At 66.1% G+C, this 21,197-nt stretch carries 18 protein-coding genes; 6 read left to right on the forward strand and 12 right to left on the reverse strand.

The genetic code is table 11. From position 1 onward, the window contains the following. Position 1: 1 nt before the first annotated feature. The 4 genes from dnaG to U5798_RS06955 form a co-directional block, all read right to left on the reverse strand. A complete protein-coding gene (dnaG, locus tag U5798_RS06940) occupies positions 2-1,876 on the reverse strand; it encodes a DNA primase (RefSeq protein ID WP_322081634.1) in 1,875 nt (624 codons plus the stop codon). Between the two features lie 70 nt (positions 1,877-1,946). Then, a complete protein-coding gene (locus tag U5798_RS06945) occupies positions 1,947-2,393 on the reverse strand; it encodes a GatB/YqeY domain-containing protein (protein WP_124446510.1) in 447 nt (148 codons plus the stop codon). 194 nt (positions 2,394-2,587) lie between these two features. Continuing rightward, positions 2,588-2,800: a 30S ribosomal protein S21 gene (gene rpsU, locus U5798_RS06950; RefSeq protein ID WP_006479415.1), complete on the reverse strand. Its 213-nt coding sequence runs from the start codon at positions 2,798-2,800 to the stop codon at positions 2,588-2,590. Positions 2,801-2,905: 105 nt separating this feature from the next. Further along, complete coding sequence (locus U5798_RS06955; protein ID WP_415859490.1) at positions 2,906-4,126, reverse strand: NAD(P)/FAD-dependent oxidoreductase; 1,221 nt, start codon at positions 4,124-4,126, stop codon at positions 2,906-2,908. Positions 4,127-4,256: 130 nt separating this feature from the next. Between U5798_RS06955 and tsaD the strand changes: the two genes are divergently transcribed. Further along, positions 4,257-5,297 (forward strand): tRNA (adenosine(37)-N6)-threonylcarbamoyltransferase complex transferase subunit TsaD, encoded by a 1,041-nt coding sequence (tsaD, locus tag U5798_RS06960; protein WP_124446506.1) that lies wholly within the window; start codon positions 4,257-4,259, stop codon positions 5,295-5,297. A gap of 88 nt (positions 5,298-5,385) precedes the next feature. On the opposite strand, the gene folE2 is transcribed toward tsaD, so the two are convergent. From folE2 to U5798_RS06980, 4 genes are all read right to left on the reverse strand, one after another. Beyond that, a complete protein-coding gene (folE2, locus tag U5798_RS06965; RefSeq protein ID WP_124446504.1) occupies positions 5,386-6,195 on the reverse strand; it encodes a GTP cyclohydrolase FolE2 in 810 nt (269 codons plus the stop codon). A 155-nt stretch (positions 6,196-6,350) separates the two neighbouring features. Further along, on the reverse strand, positions 6,351-8,255 hold the full coding sequence (dxs, locus tag U5798_RS06970; protein ID WP_322081635.1) for a 1-deoxy-D-xylulose-5-phosphate synthase: 1,905 nt from the start codon (positions 8,253-8,255) through the stop codon (positions 6,351-6,353). Positions 8,256-8,336: 81 nt separating this feature from the next. Beyond that, positions 8,337-9,221, reverse strand: a complete 885-nt coding sequence (locus U5798_RS06975) for a polyprenyl synthetase family protein (protein WP_006479426.1) — start codon at positions 9,219-9,221, stop codon at positions 8,337-8,339. After that, positions 9,218-9,511: an exodeoxyribonuclease VII small subunit gene (locus tag U5798_RS06980; RefSeq protein WP_040139363.1), complete on the reverse strand. Its 294-nt coding sequence runs from the start codon at positions 9,509-9,511 to the stop codon at positions 9,218-9,220. The genes U5798_RS06975 and U5798_RS06980 overlap by 4 nt, the downstream gene beginning before the upstream one ends. 270 nt (positions 9,512-9,781) lie before the next feature. Between U5798_RS06980 and U5798_RS06985 the strand changes: the two genes are divergently transcribed. Both U5798_RS06985 and U5798_RS06990 read left to right on the forward strand, forming a co-directional pair. Then, the gene (locus tag U5798_RS06985; RefSeq protein ID WP_124446500.1) at positions 9,782-10,888 is read left to right on the forward strand and encodes an aromatic ring-hydroxylating oxygenase subunit alpha; all 1,107 of its coding nucleotides are present in this window, start codon (positions 9,782-9,784) and stop codon (positions 10,886-10,888) included. A gap of 117 nt (positions 10,889-11,005) precedes the next feature. Next, positions 11,006-11,875: a sulfurtransferase gene (locus U5798_RS06990; protein ID WP_322081636.1), complete on the forward strand. Its 870-nt coding sequence runs from the start codon at positions 11,006-11,008 to the stop codon at positions 11,873-11,875. Between the two features lie 54 nt (positions 11,876-11,929). On the opposite strand, the gene U5798_RS06995 is transcribed toward U5798_RS06990, so the two are convergent. The 3 genes from U5798_RS06995 to polA form a co-directional block, all read right to left on the reverse strand. Continuing rightward, positions 11,930-12,805, reverse strand: coding sequence for a dienelactone hydrolase family protein (locus tag U5798_RS06995; protein ID WP_322081637.1), 876 nt, complete (start codon positions 12,803-12,805; stop codon positions 11,930-11,932). Positions 12,806-13,143: 338 nt separating this feature from the next. Continuing rightward, entirely contained in the window at positions 13,144-14,487 is a 1,344-nt protein-coding gene (locus tag U5798_RS07000) for an NAD(P)/FAD-dependent oxidoreductase (protein ID WP_322081638.1), read from the reverse strand. A gap of 278 nt (positions 14,488-14,765) precedes the next feature. Further along, positions 14,766-17,519: a DNA polymerase I gene (gene polA, locus U5798_RS07005; protein WP_322081639.1), complete on the reverse strand. Its 2,754-nt coding sequence runs from the start codon at positions 17,517-17,519 to the stop codon at positions 14,766-14,768. A 1-nt stretch (position 17,520) separates the two neighbouring features. Between polA and U5798_RS07010 the strand changes: the two genes are divergently transcribed. Both U5798_RS07010 and U5798_RS07015 read left to right on the forward strand, forming a co-directional pair. Beyond that, entirely contained in the window at positions 17,521-18,279 is a 759-nt protein-coding gene (locus tag U5798_RS07010) for a TIGR00730 family Rossman fold protein (RefSeq protein ID WP_124446490.1), read from the forward strand. A gap of 391 nt (positions 18,280-18,670) precedes the next feature. Beyond that, complete coding sequence (locus U5798_RS07015) at positions 18,671-18,961, forward strand: hypothetical protein (protein ID WP_124446488.1); 291 nt, start codon at positions 18,671-18,673, stop codon at positions 18,959-18,961. Between the two features lie 114 nt (positions 18,962-19,075). Here the strand turns inward: U5798_RS07015 and U5798_RS07020 are convergent, their stop codons facing one another. Then, a complete protein-coding gene (locus tag U5798_RS07020; RefSeq protein WP_124446486.1) occupies positions 19,076-20,602 on the reverse strand; it encodes an AMP nucleosidase in 1,527 nt (508 codons plus the stop codon). Between the two features lie 129 nt (positions 20,603-20,731). On the opposite strand from U5798_RS07020, the gene U5798_RS07025 reads away from it, so the two are divergent. Continuing rightward, complete coding sequence (locus U5798_RS07025; protein WP_021160838.1) at positions 20,732-21,127, forward strand: hypothetical protein; 396 nt, start codon at positions 20,732-20,734, stop codon at positions 21,125-21,127. Positions 21,128-21,197: the final 70 nt, after the last annotated feature.

Below are 21,197 nucleotides of genomic sequence, written 5' to 3' on the forward strand. Positions count from 1 at the left end.
CCTACAGCCCGAGCCGACGTTTCATGTCGGTTCGCTGCTGGTTCAATTCCGTCAATTCAGCCAATTCCTCGGGGGTGAAGGTGGACTGCCGCGCCAGCCGGTCAAGCCGGTCGCAGCAGGCGTCGTAGCGCATCTTGAGCACCGCCGCCTGCAGCTCCTCCCCCGCGATTCGTTCCTGATCACGCTGCCGCTCGGGCACCGTCTCGTCTTCCGGATTCTGTAACAGCAAATCGCGGACGTTTTCATCATAGTCCAGAATTTCGCGGAAGATTTCCTCGTAAGTCGCGCCGTTCGAGGACGTCCGCAGGACATCCGACAGCAGCCGGAACTCCGCGCCGTCGCCCAGCGCGCGCGCATGGTCGACGACTTCCGCGAACAGTTCGCCGATGCGCGGCAACGCGCGCAGGGTCGCAATCTGTTCGTCGTCGAGCTGCGACGCGATGCGCGGATGCATCACCAGCGTGCGCAACGCGCGCTTTTCGCTGTCCGTCACGCGGCGGCGCTCGCTGCGCGGGGGCGCCTGGCGCGGCGGCGCCGCGATCCGCGTATCGACGTCGGACAGCCCCGCGACCTCTTCGAACGGGATATCGAGGCGGTCCGCGAACATATGCATGATCTGTGCACGCAACGCGTTCGCGGGCAGCGCCTGCAACAGCGGCTTCGCATCGAACAGCGCCTTCGCGCGCCCTTCCGGCTGATCGAGCGCCTTGCCGGCAATCGCTTCGTTCAGCAGAAATTGCGACAGCGGCATCGCGCGCTCGACCTGCTCGGAGAACGCGTCCGCGCCGAATTCGCGTACATAGCTGTCCGGATCATGCTCGGTCGGCAGAAAAAGGAACCGGATCGTGCGATTGTCGCCCGCATGCGGCAGGCAGGCCTCGAGCGCGCGCCGCGCCGCCCGCCGCCCGGCCGAATCGCCGTCGAAACTGAAAATGACCGTGTCGGTCTGGCGCAGCAGTTTCTGCACGTGAATCGGCGTGCACGCGGTGCCGAGCGTCGCGACCGCATTCGGAAACCCGAGCTGCGCGAGCGCGACGACGTCCATGTAGCCTTCGACGACCAGCACGTACTTGCGCTCGCGAATCGCGAGCCGCGCCTCGAACAGCCCGTACAGCTCGCTGCCCTTGTTGAACAGCGGCGTTTCGGGCGAGTTCAGGTACTTCGGTTCGCCGCTGCCGAGCACGCGGCCGCCGAAGCCAATCACCTGCCCCTTCACGTTGCGGATCGGGAACATGATCCGCTCGCGGAACCGGTCGTAGCGGCGCGCGACGCCCTGTGCGTCGGTCTTCTCGCTGACGATCACGAGCCCCGACTCGACGAGCGATTCGTCGCGATAGTCCGGGAACGCGGCTTCGAGGTTCTGCCAGCCGTCCGGCGCATAGCCGAGACCGAAGCGCGCGGCGATCTCGCCGGTCAGGCCCCGGTTCTTCAGGTACTGGATCGCAACCGTCGCGCCGCGCAACTGCTTGCGGTAGTAGTCGCATGCGGCCGTCATCGCGTCGGACAGCGCGGTCGCGACCGATTTCGACACCGGCGCCGGATAGTCGCCGCCACCGCCTCCGCCCCCACCGCCGCGCATCGACGGTTCGTGCGGCACGGTCAGCCCGACGGACTGCGCGAGTTCCTGCACGGCTTCCGGGAACGTGAGCCCCGCGTGCTCCATCAGGAAGCCGATCGCCGTGCCGTGCGCGCCGCAACCGAAGCAGTGATAGAACTGCTTGGTCGGACTGACGGTAAACGACGGGCTCTTCTCGTTATGGAACGGGCACAACCCCATGAAGTTGGCGCCGCCCTTCTTGAGCTGCACGTACCGGCCCACCACGTCGACGATATCGACGCGGTTCAGCAAGTCCTGCAGGAAAGAATGCGGAATCACCGTGGGATCGAGCGAAAAAAGACAATACGACGCCCGGCGCGCGCATCGCTGGGCGCACCGGGAACGGGTTTTACTTCGTGAGCGCGGCCTTGACCTGCGCGGAAACGGCCGTCATGTCGGCACGGCCGGCGAGCTTGCCCTTCAGCACGCCCATCACCTTGCCCATGTCCTGCGGGCCGGCTGCGCCGGTTTGCGCGACCGCCGCCTGGATTTCGGCCGCCACTTCGGCGTCCGACAGTTGCGCGGGCATGTAGCCGCCCAGCACGGTCAGCTCGGCCTGCTCCTTCGCGACGAGGTCGTCGCGGCCGGCGGCCTGGAACTGGCTGATCGAATCCTTGCGCTGCTTGATCATCTTGTCGATCACGGCCGTGATGCCCGCGTCGTCGAGCGTGACACGATCATCGACCTCACGCTGCTTGATCGCGGCCATCAGCAGGCGAATCGTCGCCAGGCGCTCGCTTTCCTTCGCGCGCATCGCGGCCTTCATGTCTTCGCTGATCTGCTCTTTCAAACTCATCTTTCACCCGGAATGGAAACGTGAATCCGACGCCCGCGAATGGGCGTCAACACAAAAACCCGCTTGGGACAGTGTCTCAAGCGGGTTGCTCGAATCCGGCATCGGCGACTCGCCGCCTGATCGGCTGCGCGATCGTACCCGATCGCGCGGAGTCGCCGGTGCGCCGCTCAGCGAACCGCGCGGCGCCCAATCGTTCAGTACAGCTTCTTCGGCAACGTCTGGCTGCGAATCCGCTTGTAATGACGCTTCACTGCAGCGGCCTTCTTGCGCTTGCGCTCCGCGGTCGGCTTCTCGTAAAACTCGCGCGCGCGAAGTTCGGTCAGCAGACCGTTCTTCTCGATCGTGCGCTTGAAGCGACGCATTGCAACTTCGAACGGCTCGTTCTCTTTAACGCGAATGATCGTCATGATCCGACACGAATAAAGGTTTGCAGGGAAAGACTACCGAGTATAGCAGAGCGATTGGATTGTCCAAAGGCGCGGGGGCCGGGTCCGCTTAAACGGGCCGGGCCGTCAGGCGCCCCGCGAATACTCCGCCGCGGCCTGCCCGGCCGCCGTGCCGGACGCCCACGCCCACTGGAAGTTGTAGCCGCCGAGCCAGCCCGTCACGTCCACCGCCTCGCCGACGAAGAACAGCCCCGGCACGCGCGCGCTCATCATCGTCGCCGACGACAGCTCCCGCGTATCGACCCCGCCCTTCGTCACTTCGGCCTTCTTGTAGCCCTCGGTGCCGTTCGGCGTCAGCGTCCAGCCGGACAGCGCCTCGCCGATCTGGCGCAGCGTCTTGTCGGGCAGGTCCGCAAGCCGCGCGTCGACCGCGACGCGATGCGTGTCGAGCCACGCATGGGCGAGGCGCGACGGCACCCAGTCGGCGAGCAGCGAACCGATCTGGCGCTTCGACGTACGCTTCGCGTCGAGCAGGTCGGCCACCGTGTCGCGCTGCGGCAGCAGGTCGACGCGGATCGGGTCGCCGGGCTGCCAGTAGCTCGAGATCTGCAGGATGCCGGGCCCGGACAGGCCGCGATGGGTCAGCAGCAGGTCCTCGACGAATTCGCCGCCGCGCTTCCTGTCGCCTGTCGACACGCGCACCTCCAGCGACACGCCCGACAGCGCCGCGAACGGCTCCCAGTCCTGCTGCGCGAACGTCAGCGGCACGAGCGCGGGCCGCGTATCGACGAGCTTGTGGCCGAACTGCTTCGCCAGCCGGTAGCCGAAGTCGGTCGCGCCGATCTTCGGGATCGACAGGCCGCCCGTCGCGATGATCAGTGCGCGCGCACCGATCGCCCCCGCCTGCTGCGTGTCGAGCACGAAGCCGTCGGCCGGCGCGTGGCGCACCGCGTCGACGACGACGGGCCGGCGCCACGCGATGCCGCCCGCGTCGCACTCGTGCTTCAGCACGTCGATGATCGCGTCGCTGCCGTGGTCGCAAAAAAGCTGACCCTTGTGCTTTTCGTGCCAGGTCACGTGATGGCGCTTGAGCAGCCCGAGGAAGTCGCGCGGCGTATAGCGCGCCAGTGCCGAGCGTGCGAAATGCGGATTCGACGACAGATAGTTGTCGGGGCCCGCGTACAGGTTCGTGAAGTTGCAGCGGCCGCCGCCCGAGATGCGGATCTTCTCGGCGAGCCGCGGCGCGTGATCGATCAGCACGACGCGGCGGCCGAGCTGCCCGGCGACCGCGGCGCTCATCATCCCGGCGGCGCCCGCGCCGATCACGGCGATGTCATAAGTTTCCATGGCGCGGATTGTACCTGCCCGGCATCGAGCCCGGGCCGCCGCCAGCGGCGGCCAGCCCTCGCCTGCTATAATTTCCGGTTACGTTGACCTTCCCGCGGTGCGCCCGACACGGCGCGCCCTGCCCGCACCCATGCTCGTTCTCGGCATCGAAAGCTCCTGCGACGAAACCGGCCTCGCGCTCTACGACACGCAGCGCGGCCTGCTCGCGCACGCGCTCCATTCGCAGATCGCCATGCACCGCGACTACGGCGGCGTCGTGCCCGAGCTCGCGTCGCGCGACCACATCCGCCGCGCGCTGCCGCTGCTCGAGGAAGTGATGGCCCAAAGCGGCACGCGCCGCGACGACATCGACGCGATCGCCTTTACGCAGGGCCCCGGCCTGGCCGGCGCGCTGCTGGTCGGCGCGAGCATCGCCAATGCGCTCGCCCTCGCATGGAACAAGCCGACCGTCGGCATCCATCACCTCGAAGGCCACCTGCTGTCGCCGCTGCTCGTCGACGAGCCGCCGCCGTTTCCGTTCATCGCGCTGCTGGTGTCCGGCGGCCATACGCAACTGATGCGCGTGACCGACGTCGGCGTGTACGAGACGCTCGGCGAAACGCTCGACGACGCAGCCGGTGAAGCGTTCGACAAGACGGCGAAACTGATCGGCCTCGGCTATCCGGGCGGCCCGGAAGTGTCGAAGCTCGCCGAGACGGGCACGCCGGGTGCAGTCGTGCTGCCGCGCCCCATGCTGCACTCGGGCGATCTCGACTTCAGCTTCAGCGGCCTCAAGACGGCCGTGCTCACGCAGATGAAGAAGTTCGAAGCGGCGAAGCTGGAAGGCGAAGCGCTCGACCGCGCGAAAGCCGACCTCGCGCGCGGCTTCGTCGACGCGGCCGTCGACGTGCTCGTCGCGAAATCGCTCGCCGCGCTGAAGAAGACCAGGCTCAAGCGCCTCGTGGTCGCGGGCGGCGTCGGTGCGAACCGTCAGTTGCGCGCGGCACTGTCGGCCGCCGCCGCCAAGCGCGGCTTCGACGTGCACTACCCCGATCTCGCGCTCTGCACCGACAACGGCGCAATGATCGCGCTCGCAGGCGCACTGCGGCTCGGCCGCTGGCCCGAGCAGGCCAATGCCGACTACGCGTTCACGGTGAAGCCGCGCTGGGATCTCGCGTCGCTCGCACGCTGAACCGCGCAGCGCAACACCGCAAGCGGGAAAACAAAAAGGCCGCTCGGTTCGAGCGGCCTTCTTCATGGGCGCGGCGAAAAAAGCAGTGTCATGCAGCGAGGCGCTTGTCGCGCTCGATCAGCGCATACGCGCTGTGATTGTGGATCGACTCGAAGTTCTCGGCTTCGAGCACGTAGGCAACCACGCGCTCGTCCGCATCGAGACGCTGTGCGACGTCGCGCACGAGATCCTCGACGAACTTCGGATTCTCGTACGCACGCTCGGTGACGAACTTCTCGTCCGGGCGCTTCAGCAGGCCCCACAGTTCGCACGACGCTTCCTCTTCCGCGATGCGGATCAGCGCCTCGACCGGCAGGTCGGCCGCGAGCTCGGCATCGATCGTCACGTGCGAGCGCTGATTGTGCGCGCCGTACTGCGAGATCTTCTTCGAGCACGGGCACAGGCTCGTCACCGGCACGAGCACCTTCAGGAACAGGCGCGTGTCGCCGTTGCGGCTTTCGCCCGCGAGCGTCACTTCATAGTCGAGCAGGCTCTGCACGCCCGACACCGGCGCCGTCTTGTTCACGAAATACGGGAACGTGACCTCGATGCGGCCGGCCTCGGCTTCGAGCTTCTCGAGCATCGACGCGAGCATCGCGCGGAAGCGCTCGACCGTCAGCGGTGCGCGATTCTCCTCGAGCAGCGCGACGAAGCGCGACATGTGCGTACCCTTCTGGTCGGCAGGCAGACGGACGTCGAGGTTCCAGACACCGACGCTCGGCTGCACGTCGCCGCTTTCGGTGCACACCGTCAACGGATGCCGGACCGCCTTCACGCCCACACGCTGAATCGGGATCTGACGGGTATCCACCGTGCTCTGCACGTCGGGCATCACGAAGGCGGGATTCATCTGGTTCATCTTTGTTCAATCCTTGTAAGCCGCGCGTTCGACGACGCGCACGCCGCGTCACGCGGCAGCCGGAAAAGCAACATGGGCCCGCAGGCCCATGTTTTCCGCATCAATGAAGACCGGTTGCGCCAGTCGCACCGGCACCGCCCGCAGGCGGCGCCAGCTTATGCGACGCGCTTCGCCTGACCGGCGACATCGGCCGCCGGGTTCAGAAAGCGTTCGCGAATCGATTTCGCGATGCCCGCGCCGTCGAGGCCGCATTGCGACAGCAGCTTCGCGGGATCGCCGTGATCGATGAACAGGTCAGGGAGGCCCAATTGTAGTACGGGTCGGATAACCCCACTCTCCATCAGGGCTTCCACGCAGGCCGAGCCCGCGCCGCCCATCACGCAGCCTTCCTCGACGGTGACGAGGTAGTCGTGCGTTTCGGCGAGTTCGCGCACGAGCGCGGCGTCGACCGGCTTCACGAAGCGCATGTTCGCGACCGTTGCGTCGAGTTCCTCGCCCGCAGCCAGCGACGGTGCGACCATCGTGCCGAATGCGAGGATCGCGACGCGCTTGCCTTCCGGCTGCGACGTCCGGCGGCGCACTTCACCCTTGCCGAGCGGGATCTCGGTGAATTCCTTCACCGTCGCCACGCCCGTGCCCGCGCCGCGCGGATAGCGCACCGCGGTCGGGTTCGGCTGCTGCAGCGCCGTGTGCAGCATCTGACGGCATTCGTTCTCGTCGGATGCGGCCATGATCGTCATGTTCGGGATGCAGCGCATGAACGCGAGATCGTATGCACCGGCGTGCGTCGCGCCGTCCGCGCCGACGAGGCCCGCGCGGTCGATCGCGAACACGACCGGCAGGTTCTGCAGCGCGACGTCGTGGATCAGCTGGTCGTATGCACGCTGCAGGAACGTCGAGTAGATCGCGACGACGGGCTTCAGCCCTTCGGTCGCGAGGCCGCCCGCGAACGTCACCGCGTGCTGCTCGGCGATGCCTACGTCGTAGTAGCGATCCTTGAAGCGCTTCTCGAACTCGACCATGCCCGAGCCTTCGCGCATGGCGGGCGTGATGCCGACGACGCGCGTATCGCGCTCGGCTTCATCGCACAGCCACTCGCCGAACACCTGCGTGTACGTCTTCTTCGCGGGCGTGGTCGACGGCTTGATGCCCTCGGCCGGATTGAACTTGCCGGGGCCGTGATAGAGCACGGGATCGGCTTCGGCGAGCTTGTAGCCCTGGCCTTTCTTCGTCACCACGTGCAGGAACTGCGGACCGCGCAGTTCGCGGATGTTCTGCAGCGTCGGGATCAGCGAATCGAGATCGTGACCGTCGATCGGGCCGATGTAGTTGAAGCCGAACTCCTCGAACAGCGTGGCGGGCACGACCATGCCCTTCGCGTGCTCCTCGAGCTTGCGCGCGAGTTCGAGCACCGGCGGCGCCACGCTCAGCACGCGCTCGACACCTGCACGCGCAGCCGCATAGAAGCGGCCCGACATCAGGCGGGCGAGATGGCGATTCAGCGCGCCGACCGGCGGCGAGATCGACATGTCGTTGTCGTTCAGGATCACGAGCACCTTCGCGTCTTCCGACACGCCCGCGTTGTTCATCGCCTCGAACGCCATGCCGGCCGTCATCGCGCCGTCGCCGATCACGGCGATCGAGAAGCGGTCGTCGCCGTTCAGCTGGCTGCCGATCGCCATGCCGAGCGCGGCCGAGATCGACGTGCTCGAGTGCGCGGTGCCGAACGTGTCGTATTCGGACTCGCTGCGGCGCGGGAAGCCCGAGATGCCGTCCTGCTGACGCAGCGAATGCATCTGGTCGCGGCGGCCCGTCAGGATCTTGTGCGGGTAGGTCTGGTGGCCCACGTCCCAGACGATGCGATCGTTCGGCGTGTTGAACACGTAGTGCAACGCGATCGTCAGCTCGACCGTCCCGAGGTTGGACGACAAATGGCCGCCCGTCTTCGACACGCTGTCGAGCACGAACGCGCGCAGTTCATCCGCGAGCGGTTGCAGTTGGCGACGATCGAGGCGGCGCAAATCCGCCGGGTCGTCGATGGTTTTCAGCAAGTCGTACATCGTCGTTCCATTGTAGGAAATCAAACGCGCCCGCATTCTGTTGCACGCACCGTAGCGTGTGCGCGGCGGCGGGCTTTCGCGTCAGCTGACCCGGTTCACTACCAGGTCGGCAAGTTCGGCGAGACGCTGTGCGCGTGCGCCGAACGGTTTCAGCGCGTCGTGCGCTTCGGCGCGCAACTGCGCGGCCAGCTCGCGCGACGCCTCGAGGCCGAGGATCGATACGTAGGTCGGCTTGTCGTTCGCCGCATCCTTGCCGGCCGTCTTGCCGAGCGTCGCCGAATCGGTCGTGACGTCGAGAATGTCGTCGACGACCTGGAAGGCCAGACCCACGGCCCCCGCATAGACGTCGAGCGCCGCCATCGTTTCCGCCGAAGGCGTCTCGCCGGCCAGCGCACCCATCCGGACGGCCGCGCGCAGCAGTGCACCGGTCTTCATCCGGTGCATCGTCTCGAGCTGTTCGCGCGTCAGCTTGAGGCCGACGCTCGCCAGGTCGATCGCCTGCCCGCCGGCCATGCCGATCGAGCCGCTCGCGAGCGCCAGTTCGCGCACGAGCGCAGCCTGCTGCACTGGCGACAGCGCATCGGCGTCGGTCAGCGCAACGAATGCCTGCGACTGCAGCGCATCGCCGACCAGCAGTGCCGTCGGCTCGTCGTACTGCACGTGCACGGTCGGCTTGCCGCGGCGCAATGCGTCGTCGTCCATGCACGGCATGTCGTCGTGCACGAGCGAGTAGACGTGGATCATCTCCAGCGCCGCCGCTGCCGCGTTGCGTGCCGCTTCCGTCGCGCCGGTCAGTTCGCCGGCTGCATGGCACAGCAGCGGGCGAACACGCTTGCCGCCGCCGAGGACCGCGTAGCGCATCGCCTCGTGTAGCTTCGCGGGCATCGCGGTTTCAGCGGGCAGATAGTGGCCGAGTGCGTCTTCGACACGGTCAAGCACAGACCGCATCCATTGTTCGAATGTCATAGATCGTCGTCTTCGCCGTCCGTGGCGGCCGTTCCGGACGAAAGCGGCTTCAGCGTCGCGCCGTCGAGCACGCGGACCTGCTGCTCCACTTTCTCAAGCTGCTGTTGGCAAAACGCAACGAGGGTCGCACCGCGGCGATACGCCGCCAGCGAATCCTCGAGGCTCAACGCGCCGCCTTCCATCCGGGCAACCAGCGTCTCGAGTTCCGCGAGCGCCGTCTCGTAATTGTCCGGCAACGGTTCGGTGCCATTGCCGGGCGGCGTGGCGCCTGGGGATGCGGTTTTCGCCATGGACGAGGGTGTCAAATTTCAAAACAAGTCGGACATTCTACGGCAAAAGAGAATTTTCCGACCTGCCGTCGTGGGCACCCGAACACAATTCCGGCCCCATCTCCCATGCACAGTGTGCGCCTTTCGATGGCTCGCGGACAAAAAATTGACACAAATCAGGCACTTAATCCTAGCCTTGCGAGGCGAACCGGGTATAATTCTCCGTTTCCCTAAATCGATTTTTCGATGGTTGGGTTGTTCACTGCTTTCACGCTAACACCGGGAGTGGGAATGTCCAATCTGAGCGACGCGCTTCAGTTGAAGTCGGCTCACAGCCAGCTTCCAGTCACTGCATATTTCGATGAGGCGCTACTCGAGCGCGAGATCGAAACCCTCTTCAAGAAAGGACCTCGTTACGTCGGGCACGAGTTGATGGTGCCCGAGGCGGGGGATTATTTTGCGCTGCCGTCCGAGAAGGAAGGCCGCGTGCTGGTCCGCAACCAGACGAACCAGATCGAACTGCTGTCGAACGTCTGCCGTCACCGGCAGGCAATCATGCTCAACGGGCGCGGCCACACACAGAATATCGTGTGCCCGCTGCACCGCTGGACGTACGACCTGGAAGGCGAGTTGCTCGGCGCGCCGCACTTCCCCGACAAGCCGTGCCTGAACCTCGGCAAGAGCCCGCTGCAGAACTGGCAGGGGCTGCTGTTCGAGGCTGAAGGCCGCCATGTCGCGCGCGATCTCGCCAACCTCGGCACGAAGCATCACTTCGACTTCTCCGAGTACCACTTCGATCACGTCGAAGTGCACGAGTGCGACTACAACTGGAAGACGTTCATCGAGGTCTACCTCGAGGATTACCACGTCGTCCCGTTCCATCCGGGCCTCGGCAGCTTCGTGTCATGCGACGACCTCAAGTGGGAGTTCGGCGACTGGTACAGCGTGCAGACGGTCGGCGTGCACAACGCCCTCGCGAAGCCGGGCAGCGCGACTTACCAGAAATGGCACGAGCAGGTGCTGAAGTTCCGCAACGGCGTACCGCCGGAGTTCGGCGCGATCTGGATGGTCTACTACCCGGGCCTGATGATCGAGTGGTATCCGCACGTGCTCGTCGTGTCGTGGCTGATCCCGCGCGGCCCGCAGAAGACGACCAACATCGTCGAGTTCTATTACCCCGAGGAAATCGCGCTGTTCGAACGCGAATTCGTCGAGGCCGAGCGCGCCGCCTATATGGAAACGGCCGTCGAGGACGACGAGATCGCGATGCGGATGGACGCAGGCCGCCGTGCACTGATGGCCCGCGGCGAGTCGCAGGTCGGCCCGTACCAGAGCCCGATGGAAGACGGCATGCAGCACTTCCACGAGTTCCTGCGCCGCCACCTCGGCGACCTCTGACACCCGGTGCGGCGCTTTGACGCCGTGCGGCATAGCGCATACGAAAAGACGGGCTTCGGCCCGTCTTTTTTTGTTTAGACTTGGAGTGTCAGGCCCATTGCACTCCAGGGAGTCGTCATGCCACACACTCATTACACCACGCTCATCTCCGCCGCCAATCTCGCCGAGCGCCTGGCCGCGGCGCCCGGCAGCGTCGTCCTGTTCGACTGCCGCTTCGATCTCGCCGATCCCGGCGCCGGGGAAGCGGCCTATGCGGCCCGCCATCTCCCCGGCGCACAGTACCTTCATCTCGACCGCGACCTGTCGGGCCGCAAGACCGGCACCAACGGCCGCCATCCGCTGCCGACCCGCGACGCATTCGCGACGCTGCTCGCCAGCCGCGGCCTCAAGCAGGGCCAGCAAGTCGTGGCATACGACGCGCAAGGCGGCGCGTATGCGGCGCGCCTGTGGTGGCTGCTGCGCTGGCTCGGCCATGATTCGGTCGCCGTGCTCGACGGCGGCCTGCAGGCCTGGGAAGCGGCCGGCCAGCCGCTGACGGCCGACGTGCCGCAACCGGCCGCCGGCGATTTCCGTGCGGCCGCGCCGCTCGAGTCGACGGTCGACGCGGCGGCCGTGCTCGCGAACGTGACGTCGCCCACGCGCGTCGTGATCGATGCACGCGCACCGGATCGCTACCGCGGCGAAAACGAAACGATCGATCGTGTCGGCGGCCACATCCCCGGCGCACGCAACCGTTTCTTCAAGGACAACCTGAACGCCGACGGCCGCTTCAAGACCGGCCACGAACTGCGTGAGGCGTTCTCGACCGTGCTGGCCGGCACCGAGCCGAACCGCGTGATCCTGCAATGCGGCTCCGGCGTGACCGCGTGCCACAACGCGCTGGCGATGGAAGTGGCGGGCCTGCACGGCGCATCGCTGTACCCGGGCTCGTGGAGCGAATGGAGCGCCGATCCGTCGCGGCCGATCGCAACCGGCCCGACGCCGTAAGCGCCGGCACCGCGCAGCAGTGACGAAGCGGCGGCATGGGCCGCCGCTTGTCGTTTACATCACGCCGAACTTGTGGAACCACTCGATCGCGCGCTTCCAGCCGTCCTCGGCATCGGCCTTCACATAGCTCGGCCGGTAGTCGGCGAAGAATGCGTGACCGGCATCCGGATACACGACGATCTCCGATTCGCGCGCGAGCTTCGAATCGCTCGCCTGGATCGCCTTGCGCATGTCCGCGAGCGACGCCTGCGTGATGTTCTGATCCTTCTCGCCGTACAGCCCGAGCACGGGCACCTTCAGCGACGACGCATGATCGACCGGATTGAACGGCGTCATCTCGTCGGTCTTGCCTTCGACGAACCCGTACCAGGCCACGGCCGCCCGCACATGCGGGTTGTGTTCCGCATACAGCCACGCCTGGCGGCCACCCCAGCAGAACCCCGTCACGCCGAGGCGAGACAGGTCGCCGCCGTTCTTGCCGGCCCATGCGACCGTTGCATCGAGATCCTCGGTGACCTGTCGGTCCGGCACCTTGCTGACGATGTTTTCGACGAGCGCCTGGATCGTCGGATACTTGGCCGCATTGCCCTGCCGCGCGAACAGGTCGGGCGCAATCGCGAGATAGCCGAGCTTCGCGAAGCGGCGGCAGACGTCGGCGATATGCGCGTGCACGCCAAAGATCTCGTGAATCACGATGACGACCGGCAGGTTCGTCTTGCCGGCCGGCTGCGCACGATAGGCCGGCACGCTCGCGTCGCCCGAGCGGATCTCGATGGTGTCGACGTCCAGCCCGGCGCTGTCGGTCGTGACCGTCTGCGCCGAAACGGGCAGCACGGCCGCCGCGAAAGTGCCGCCCAGCGCGGCCTGCATGAACTTGCGGCGCGAGAACGGCACGTGGGGAACCAGGCTGTCGACTTCGGGTTTCAACATGAATGCACTCCTCGATTGAGCGCCGCCGCCACGATTCTGGATGCGTATGACGGGGCATCGCGCCGGCACGCGGCGCGGATGTCGCGGCGGTTGGCACCCTGCCGCAAACGGAAACCCGGACACGATGCCCAATTATCCGTTGTCGCGTCAACTGTCAGATATGTAAGACTCGATTACGGCGCGTTGCGCCGACCCCGTCGATCGCCGCGACTCGGCCTGATGCTCGCGGACTGAAACGAAAAACGCGCAGGCAAAATGGTCTCTATCTGCAAACAACGACGGGCGGAGAATACGCGCGACCTGCGCACTCCCCGCCCGCCTTGCCCGCGAACGCGCAATCAGTGCAGCTTGACACGCGGCAGCGTCGTACGCCGCAGCCAGTGCGCGACCGTATCGAGCATCATCCGCGGATAGCCGTGCAGCGCGGCGATGTGCATCCGGTACAGCGACATGTACATGAAGCGTGCGAACAGTCCTTCGATCAGCATGTTGCCGCCGATCAGCCCGCCCATCAGGTTGCCCACCGCGCTGAAATGGCCGAGCGACACGAGCGAGCCCAGGTCGCGATACGTGAATTCCGGCAGCGGACGCCCTTCGAGCCGGCAGCCGATCGCCTTCAGCAGGAAGCTCGCCTGCTGGTGCGCGGCCTGCGCGCGCGGCGGCACGTTGCGCTCGTTGCCGGGCCACGCGCATGCCGCGCAATCGCCGAGCGCGAAGATGTTGTCGTCGGTGAAAGTCTGCAGCGTGCGGCGCACGTCGAGCTGGCCAAGCTTGTTGACCTGGAGTCCATCGAGATTCGCGAGCACGGACGGCGCCTTGATGCCGGCAGCCCAGACCGTCAGGTCGGCACGTATCGTCTTGCCGCTCGCCGTGTGGACGGCCCCGGGCGCCACCTCCGTCACGCGCTCGGAGAGCATCAGCCGCACGCCGATCTTTTCGAGCAGTTCGGCCGTCGCCGACGACACGCGCTCCGGCAACGCCGGGAGGATCCGCGGCCCCGATTCGATCAGCACGATGCCGACGTCGTGCCGCGGATCGAGCTTGTGCAGCCCGTAGACCGACAACACTTGCGCGGTGTTGCGCAGCTCGGCGGACAGCTCGACGCCGGTGGCGCCGCCGCCGACGATCGCAACCTGGATGCGCGGCTCTGCCGCTTCGCCCGGTGCGCCCGATACAGCCGGCGCCGGGCTCTGGTGCTCGGCACGCATGCACGCGGCGATCAGCCGTTTGCGGAAACGCTCGGCCTCACCGACCGTATCGAGCGCGATCGCGTTTTCCGCTGCGCCCTGCACGCCGAAGAAGTGGGTCGTGCTGCCGATCGCGATCACGAGCGTGTCGTATTCCAGTTCGCGCGCCGGCAGCAGTTCCTCGCCGTCGCTGTCGTTGACCGGCGCGATCGTGATGCGTTTCCCGGTGCGGTCGAGCCCGCTCAGGCCGCCCTGCTGGAACTCGAAGCCGTGCCAGCGCGCCTGCGCCGCATATTCGAGCTCCTGCGTGAACGGGTCCATGCTGCCGGCCGCGACTTCGTGCAGCAGCGGTTTCCAGATGTGGGTCGGATTGCGGTCGACGAGCGTGACGAGTGCACGCGCGGGACGATTGCCGCGCGCGCCGTAACGGTCGCCGAGCCGCGTCGCCAGTTCCAGGCCGCCCGCGCCTCCGCCTACGATGATGATCCGATGCATCTGATTCCCCCTTTGCGATTCGATACTGCTGCCGCCGGACGAAGCAAACGCGATCCGTTCGCGCCGCCCGGTGGATTAACCGGTTCGGACATCATCGTTGTGCAGTTCGAAACACTTCGATGCGCCGGCCCCGGAACGCGGGGCGCGCCGCCCCACGTCAATGACATGACTGACATGCATTGTCCGGGAGCTTGCGCGTTGACCACAAGCAAACCATCTCGATATTCAGCATCCCTGCAACAATATGCCGCGGGGAACGCGAACCGCACGGGGGTGCGTCAGTGTGCCTCTTCCCAGTTCGCGCCGGCCCCCACTTCGGCGACGAGCGGCACTTTCAGCTTCGCGACGCCGCACATCATTTCCGGCAGTTTCTCGCGCACCAGCGACAGCTCGTCGTCGGGCACCTCGAGTACCAGTTCATCGTGCACCTGCATGATCATCCGCGACGCGAGCTTGTCGCGCGTGAGCCAGTCGTCCACCGCGATCATCGACAGCTTGATCAGGTCGGCCGCCGTGCCCTGCATCGGCGCATTGATGGCCGCGCGCTCGGCCGCCTGGCGGCGCGGGCCGTTGCCGCCGTTGATCTCCGGCAGCCACAGGCGGCGGCCGAAAACGGTTTCGACGTAGCCCTTCTCCTTCGCCAGCGAGCGCGTGTCTTCCATGTACTGCGCGACGCCCGGGTAGCGGGCGAAATAGCGGTCGATATAGAGCTTCGCCGCATCGCGCGTGATGCCGAGGTTCGACGCGAGGCCGAACGCGCTCATCCCGTAGATGAGCCCGAAGTTGATCACCTTCGCGATCCGGCGCTGGTCGGAATTGACCTCCAGCGGCGTCACGCCGAACACTTCGGCGGCCGTCGCGCGGTGAATGTCCTCGCCCTGCGAGAACGCGCGCAGCAGCGACGCGTCGCCCGAGATGTGCGCCATGATCCGCAGTTCGATCTGCGAATAGTCGGCCGACACGATCCGGTGGCCCGGCGACGCGATGAACGCCTCGCGGATACGCCGGCCTTCGGCCGTGCGCACCGGAATATTCTGAAGATTCGGGTCGTTCGATGCGAGGCGGCCCGTCACCGCGACGGCCTGCGCATAGTTCGTGTGCACGCGGCCCGTCGACGGGTTCACCATGCGCGGCAGCTTGTCGGTATAGGTCGACTTCAGCTTTGACAGCCCGCGATGCTCGAGCAGCAGCTTCGGCAGCGGGTAGTCCTCCGCCAGCTTCTGCAGCACCTCTTCGTCGGTCGACGGCGCGCCGCTCGGCGTCTTCTTCACGACGGGCAACTGCAGCTTCTCGAAGAAGATCTGCCCGATCTGCTTCGGCGAGCCGAGATTGAATTCGCCGCCCGCCAGTTCGTACGCCTGCGCTTCGAGCTCGATCAGGCGCGTCGCGATCTCGGTGCTTTGCGCCTGCAGGCGCGCATCGTCGATCAGCACGCCCGTACGCTCCATCTTGCGCAGCACGAGCGACACCGGCATCTCGATCTCACGGTACACGCGCTCGAGGCCCGGCTCGCGCGCGACCTGTGGATACAGCGCGTGATGAAGCTGCAACGTGATGTCCGCGTCTTCGGCCGCGTATTCGGCGGCCTGCGCGAGCGCCACTTCGTCGAAACCGATCTGCTTCGCGCCCTTGCCCGCGACGTCTTCGTACTTGATCGTCTTGACGCCCAGATGACGCAGCGCGAGGCTGTCCATGTCGTGCGTGCGGTGCGATTCGACCACGTACGATTCGAGCAGCGTGTCGTGCTCGATGCCGTTCAGCGCGATGTCGTAGTTCGCGAGCACCTGCGCGTCGTACTTCAGGTGCTGGCCGACCTTCTTGCGATCGGCCGATTCGAGCCACGGCTTCAGGCGGGCGAGCACTTCGTCGATCGGCAGCTGCTCGGGCATGTCGGGGCCGCGGTGCGCGACCGGCAGGTACGCCGCCTTGCCCGGCTCGACCGAGAACGACAGGCCGACGAGCCGTGCGAGCATCGGGTCGAGCGCGGTGGTTTCGGTGTCGAACGCGGTCAGTGCGGCCGCATCGATCTTCGCGAACCATGCGTCAAACTGTTCCCAGGTCTGGATCGTGTCGTATTCGCGCACGACGTCGGTCGCGATCACCGGGGCCGGCTCGCCTTCCGGCGCATCGGCGCCGTTGCCTTCGGCCGGTGCGCTCTCGACTTCGCGCAGCCACGTCTTGAAGCCGTACCGCGCGAAGATGTCGCGCAGCAGGTCGCGCGCCTCGCCGTCGCTCTTCAGCGACGCCTCGATCGATTCGAGATGCGGTGCGAGATCGCATGCCGTGTCGACGGTCACGAGCTGGCGGCCGAGCGGCAGGAAGTCGAGTGCGCGGCGCAGGTTGTCGCCGACCACACCCTTGATCTCGCCCGCGTGTTCGATCACGCCGTCGAGGCTGTCGTATTGCGCGAGCCATTTCACGGCTGTCTTCGGCCCGCATTTCTCGACGCCCGGCACGTTGTCGACGGTATCGCCGATCAGCGCGAGGTAATCGATGATGCGCTCGGGCGGCACGCCGAACTTCGCGATCACGCCGTCGCGGTCGAGCGTCTCGTTGGTCATCGTGTTGACGAGCATGACGTGGTCGGTCACGAGCTGCGCGAGATCCTTGTCGCCGGTCGACACGATCACGTTCATCCCGTGCCGTTCGGCTTCGCGCGCGAGCGTGCCGATCACGTCGTCGGCCTCGACGCCTTCGACCATCAGCAGCGGCCAGCCGAGCGCGCGCACGGCGCCGTGGATCGGTTCGACCTGCAATGCGAGATCAGGCGGCATCGACGGACGGTTTGCCTTATAGTCGGCATAAAGGTCGTCACGGAACGTCTTGCCCTTTGCATCAAACACGCAAGCGCTATACTCTGCACTGACTTCCTTGCGCATACGGCGCAGCATGTTGATGATTCCGTAGAGCGCTCCGGTCGGCTCCCCGCCAGGGCCACGCAAATCAGGCATCGCATGGTAAGCCCGATAGAGATAGCTCGAACCGTCAACCAATAGCAGGGTCTTACCTTCCAGATTTCGTTCTTCAGGCATTATGAACAAGAGAAAAGTGATTCCGAGTCTGCGTTCGCTCGCAGATCAAGAACGCGCGACGGCCAAGAAGGCGCGCGCATCGTGGCAGATGTTCACGATTATGGCAGAGTTTATCGAGGCGACCGAGTACCTGTCGGAGATCCGCCCGGCTGTCAGCATCTACGGTTCTGCCCGCCTCAAACCCGACACGCCGCACTACAAGCTCGCCGTGCAGATCGCGCGCAAGCTGTCCGACGCCGGCTTCGCCGTGATCTCCGGCGGCGGCCCCGGCATCATGGAAGCCGCGAACAAGGGCGCGCACGCCGGCAAGGCGCCGTCGGTCGGCCTGAACATCGAGCTGCCGCACGAGCAGGCCGGCAACCACTACCAGGACATCTCGCTGCGCTTCCGCCATTTCTTCACGCGCAAGGTCACGTTCGTGAAGAACTCGGATGCGGTGATCGTGATGCCGGGCGGCTTCGGCACGCTCGACGAGCTGTCCGAAGTCCTCACGCTGATCCAGACGAAGAAGTCGCGCCTCGTGCCGATCATTCTCGTCGGCAGCGAATTCTGGCAGGGGCTGCTGCAGTGGTTCCGCGACCAGCTGATCCCGATGGGCCTGATCAATCCGGACGACATGGATCTGATGCAGGTGATCGACGATCCCGACCAGGTGCTCGACGCCGTGCTCGCGTTCTACGAGGACAGCGGCGAAGAAGAAGGTTCGGACGACGACGATCATCCGCCGCGGCCTGAAGAAGACCGGATGTTCTATCTGTAACGCATCCGTGGCAGCCGCCGGCCCGACGGCCGGCGTGCTGCTTGATGTGCGGCAGCCGGTGCGACTGCTGCAGCCTGCCGCACATGACTTTGTAACGCACCGTTAATCCCGCTTCGCGGCCACGCACCGTCGAATGTCAAATGCGCACAGCCCGCGCTGCATGAGGCGGAGTCACTATCGGCCCCCGCGGCCCGCCATTGTCAAATGGCGCGGGCCCGTACCGGCTTCCTGCATTGGCCGGCCGGCAACCCTCCGTAATAAACCTGCCTAGCCTTTTCCGTCACGTGCCCGCACACTCCATCGTGTCGGCGCGGCGTTCCCCCGGTGGAACGGTCCCCCTCGCTTCCATCGCGTCGTGCCGGCCTCATACAACGACATCACGGAAAAGAACATGCAACGCTCGCTGATCGCCCTCGCTTTCGCCGGCCTCGGCCTCTCGCTGTCCGGCCTCGCTCATGCCGTCAACGTCGACGTCAACATCGGCACACCCGCACCGGTCATCGTCGCGCCTGCGCCCGTCGTGGTCGCCCCCGCGCCGGCCGTCATCGTCGGCTGGCACGGCGACCGCTACTGGGACGGCCGCCGCTACTGGGAACGCCGCGAGTGGGAAGATCACGAGCGTCATCACGGTCATGGCGGCTATCACTGCCCGCCGGGACACGCGAAGAAGGGTGAGTGCTGAGCACTTGACTGCCGGGCCGTCGGGCCCTGGCGCTGAAGCGGAAAGACGAAGGCCTCGCGCGAACGCAGGTTCGCGCGAGGCCTTTGTCGTTACGGGCGCCGCTACGCGGCGCCGTTACTGGAACGCCACTTCCGCAAAGCTCCGCAGCTTGCGGCTATGCAGCTTGTCGAGCCCGTTCGTGCGCAGGATCTCCATCGCCCTCACGCCGATCTGCAGATGCTGGTCGACCTGCCCGCGATAGAACGTGTCGGCCATGCCGGGCAGTTTCAGCTCGCCGTGCAGCGGCTTGTCCGACACGCACAGCAGCGTGCCGTACGGCACGCGGAAGCGGAAACCGTTCGCGGCGATCGTCGCGCTTTCCATGTCGAGTGCAATCGCGCGGCTCTGCGACAGCCGCTGCACGGGCTCGCGATGATCGCGCAGTTCCCAGTTGCGGTTGTCGACGCTCGCGACCGTGCCCGTACGCATCACGCGCTTCAGCTCCGCGCCCTCCAGGCGCGTGACGTCGGCCACCGCGCGCTCGAGCGCGAGCTGTACTTCTGCCAGCGCCGGGATCGGCACCCACAGTGGCAGGTCGTCGTCGAGCACGTGATCCTCGCGCACGTAACCGTGCGCAAGCACGTAGTCGCCGAGACGCTGCGTGTTGCGCAGCCCCGCGCAGTGGCCGAGCATCACCCACGCGTGCGGGCGCAGCACGGCGATGTGATCGGTGATCGTCTTCGCGTTCGACGGGCCGACGCCGATGTTGACCATCGTGATCCCGCTGCCGTCCGCGCGCTTCAGGTGATATGCGGGCATCTGCGGCAGGCGCGGCGGCGCGGCGCCCTCGGACGGCTCGCTGCCGAGGTTGGCGTTGTACGTGACGACATCGCCCGGTTCGACGAACGAACTGTACTGGCTGCGGTAGGCGCGCACCTCGGGATCGTCGCTCTCCGTCATCACCGTGCGGCCGAGCTTCACGAATTCGTCGATGTAGAACTGGTAGTTCGTGTAGAGCACGTAGTTCTGGAAATGCGTGGGCGACGTCGCCGTGTAGTGGCGCAGCCGGTGTAGCGAGAAGTCGACGCGCGCGGCCGTGAACAGCGCGAGCGGATGCGGCTCGCCCGCCGCCGGCTCGAACGTGCCGTTGACGATGCGGTCGTCGAGATACGACAGGTCGGGCGTGTCGAAGATGTCGCGCATCGCGAGCAGGCGGTCGCGGTCGAGCTCGCCCTCGAGATGGATGCCTTCCGGAAACGCGAAATGAATCGGAATCGGCTGCGACGACACGCCGATCTCGATCTTGACATGGTGGTTCTTCGACAGCAGGCGCAACTGCTCGCGATAGTAGTTCGCGAAGAGATCGGGGCGCGTGACCGTCGTCTCGAACACGCCGGGGCCGGCGACGAAACCGTACGAGCGGCGCGAATCGACGTGCGTGTTGACGTCGGTGCGGATCCGCACGAACGGATAGCACGCGCGCACGTGCTCGGTGATCGGTTCGTGGCGGCGATAGCGCGCAAACGCGTCGCGCAGGAAACCCGCATTCGTGTCGTAAATGGCGGACAGCCGCGCGACGGCGGCGATCGGATCGTCGAAAGCCTCGACGGACGGGCTTTCGGGCGTCAGCACACGGTGCCGGCGGCTCAAATCGTTCTTCATTTTCATCACCTCGTCTGATCGGACGACATTACCACGGAACCCGGTCACGCTTATGGCCGCCCCTGCGCACGTCAGGGCCGGATGGCGCGCAGTATTTGCTAAAATCGGTAGGTTCACTGGAGACTCATCATGAAGCCGCTCATTCTCGTCGTCGCTGCCGCCGCGTTTGCCGCCGCCAGCGCCGCTTACGCCGCCGGCGGCACGCCTGACGCCGACGCGCAGGCCCGGGCCGAGGCCAACGAGGCCGCCGGCCTGCCCGATCTCCGCAAGATCAACCGGCCGGGCGCCGAAGTCACGTCGAAAGTGGACTTCGCGGACATCCGCCGCACGCCGAGCTTCCACGAAAAGAGCAAGAACGGCACCGAGGTCACCGAGTACCGCGACCGCGGCAAGCCGGTCGAGATCGACGTGAAGTCGAACTTCGGCACGCGCTACCAGATGAGCTCGACGCCGGACACGTCGCCGAAGCCGCACGACGCGGGCATCCCGATCACGCGGCTGCCGTCGCTGAACCTGCGCTACTGATTCCGTGGCGCGCCGCATCGTTCGCGGCGCGCCGCCTCCCTTCACCTGCTGTCGCGACGCACGCCGCCCG

Source organism: Burkholderia sp. BCC1972 (genome assembly GCF_905339605.1).
GTDB lineage: Bacteria > Pseudomonadota > Gammaproteobacteria > Burkholderiales > Burkholderiaceae > Burkholderia.

Excerpts from the sequence above, each read along its gene's own strand:
- U5798_RS06985 (WP_124446500.1), top strand. The coding sequence starts at position 9,782 with ATGTCCAATCTGAGCGACGCGCTTCAGTTGAAGTCGGCTCACAGCCAG.
- U5798_RS06980 (WP_040139363.1), bottom strand. The coding sequence starts at position 9,511 with ATGGCGAAAACCGCATCCCCAGGCGCCACGCCGCCCGGCAATGGCACC.
- U5798_RS07000 (WP_322081638.1), bottom strand. The coding sequence starts at position 14,487 with ATGCATCGGATCATCATCGTAGGCGGAGGCGCGGGCGGCCTGGAACTG.
- tsaD (WP_124446506.1), top strand. The coding sequence starts at position 4,257 with ATGCTCGTTCTCGGCATCGAAAGCTCCTGCGACGAAACCGGCCTCGCG.
- U5798_RS06975 (WP_006479426.1), bottom strand. The coding sequence starts at position 9,221 with ATGACATTCGAACAATGGATGCGGTCTGTGCTTGACCGTGTCGAAGAC.
- rpsU (WP_006479415.1), bottom strand. The coding sequence starts at position 2,800 with ATGACGATCATTCGCGTTAAAGAGAACGAGCCGTTCGAAGTTGCAATG.
- U5798_RS06990 (WP_322081636.1), top strand. The coding sequence starts at position 11,006 with ATGCCACACACTCATTACACCACGCTCATCTCCGCCGCCAATCTCGCC.
- U5798_RS06995 (WP_322081637.1), bottom strand. The coding sequence starts at position 12,805 with ATGTTGAAACCCGAAGTCGACAGCCTGGTTCCCCACGTGCCGTTCTCG.
- dxs (WP_322081635.1), bottom strand. The coding sequence starts at position 8,255 with ATGTACGACTTGCTGAAAACCATCGACGACCCGGCGGATTTGCGCCGC.
- folE2 (WP_124446504.1), bottom strand. The coding sequence starts at position 6,195 with ATGAACCAGATGAATCCCGCCTTCGTGATGCCCGACGTGCAGAGCACG.
- U5798_RS07015 (WP_124446488.1), top strand. The coding sequence starts at position 18,671 with ATGCAACGCTCGCTGATCGCCCTCGCTTTCGCCGGCCTCGGCCTCTCG.
- U5798_RS07025 (WP_021160838.1), top strand. The coding sequence starts at position 20,732 with ATGAAGCCGCTCATTCTCGTCGTCGCTGCCGCCGCGTTTGCCGCCGCC.
- U5798_RS07020 (WP_124446486.1), bottom strand. The coding sequence starts at position 20,602 with ATGAAGAACGATTTGAGCCGCCGGCACCGTGTGCTGACGCCCGAAAGC.
- U5798_RS07010 (WP_124446490.1), top strand. The coding sequence starts at position 17,521 with ATGAACAAGAGAAAAGTGATTCCGAGTCTGCGTTCGCTCGCAGATCAA.
- U5798_RS06955 (WP_415859490.1), bottom strand. The coding sequence starts at position 4,126 with ATGGAAACTTATGACATCGCCGTGATCGGCGCGGGCGCCGCCGGGATG.
- U5798_RS06945 (WP_124446510.1), bottom strand. The coding sequence starts at position 2,393 with ATGAGTTTGAAAGAGCAGATCAGCGAAGACATGAAGGCCGCGATGCGC.
- polA (WP_322081639.1), bottom strand. The coding sequence starts at position 17,519 with ATGCCTGAAGAACGAAATCTGGAAGGTAAGACCCTGCTATTGGTTGAC.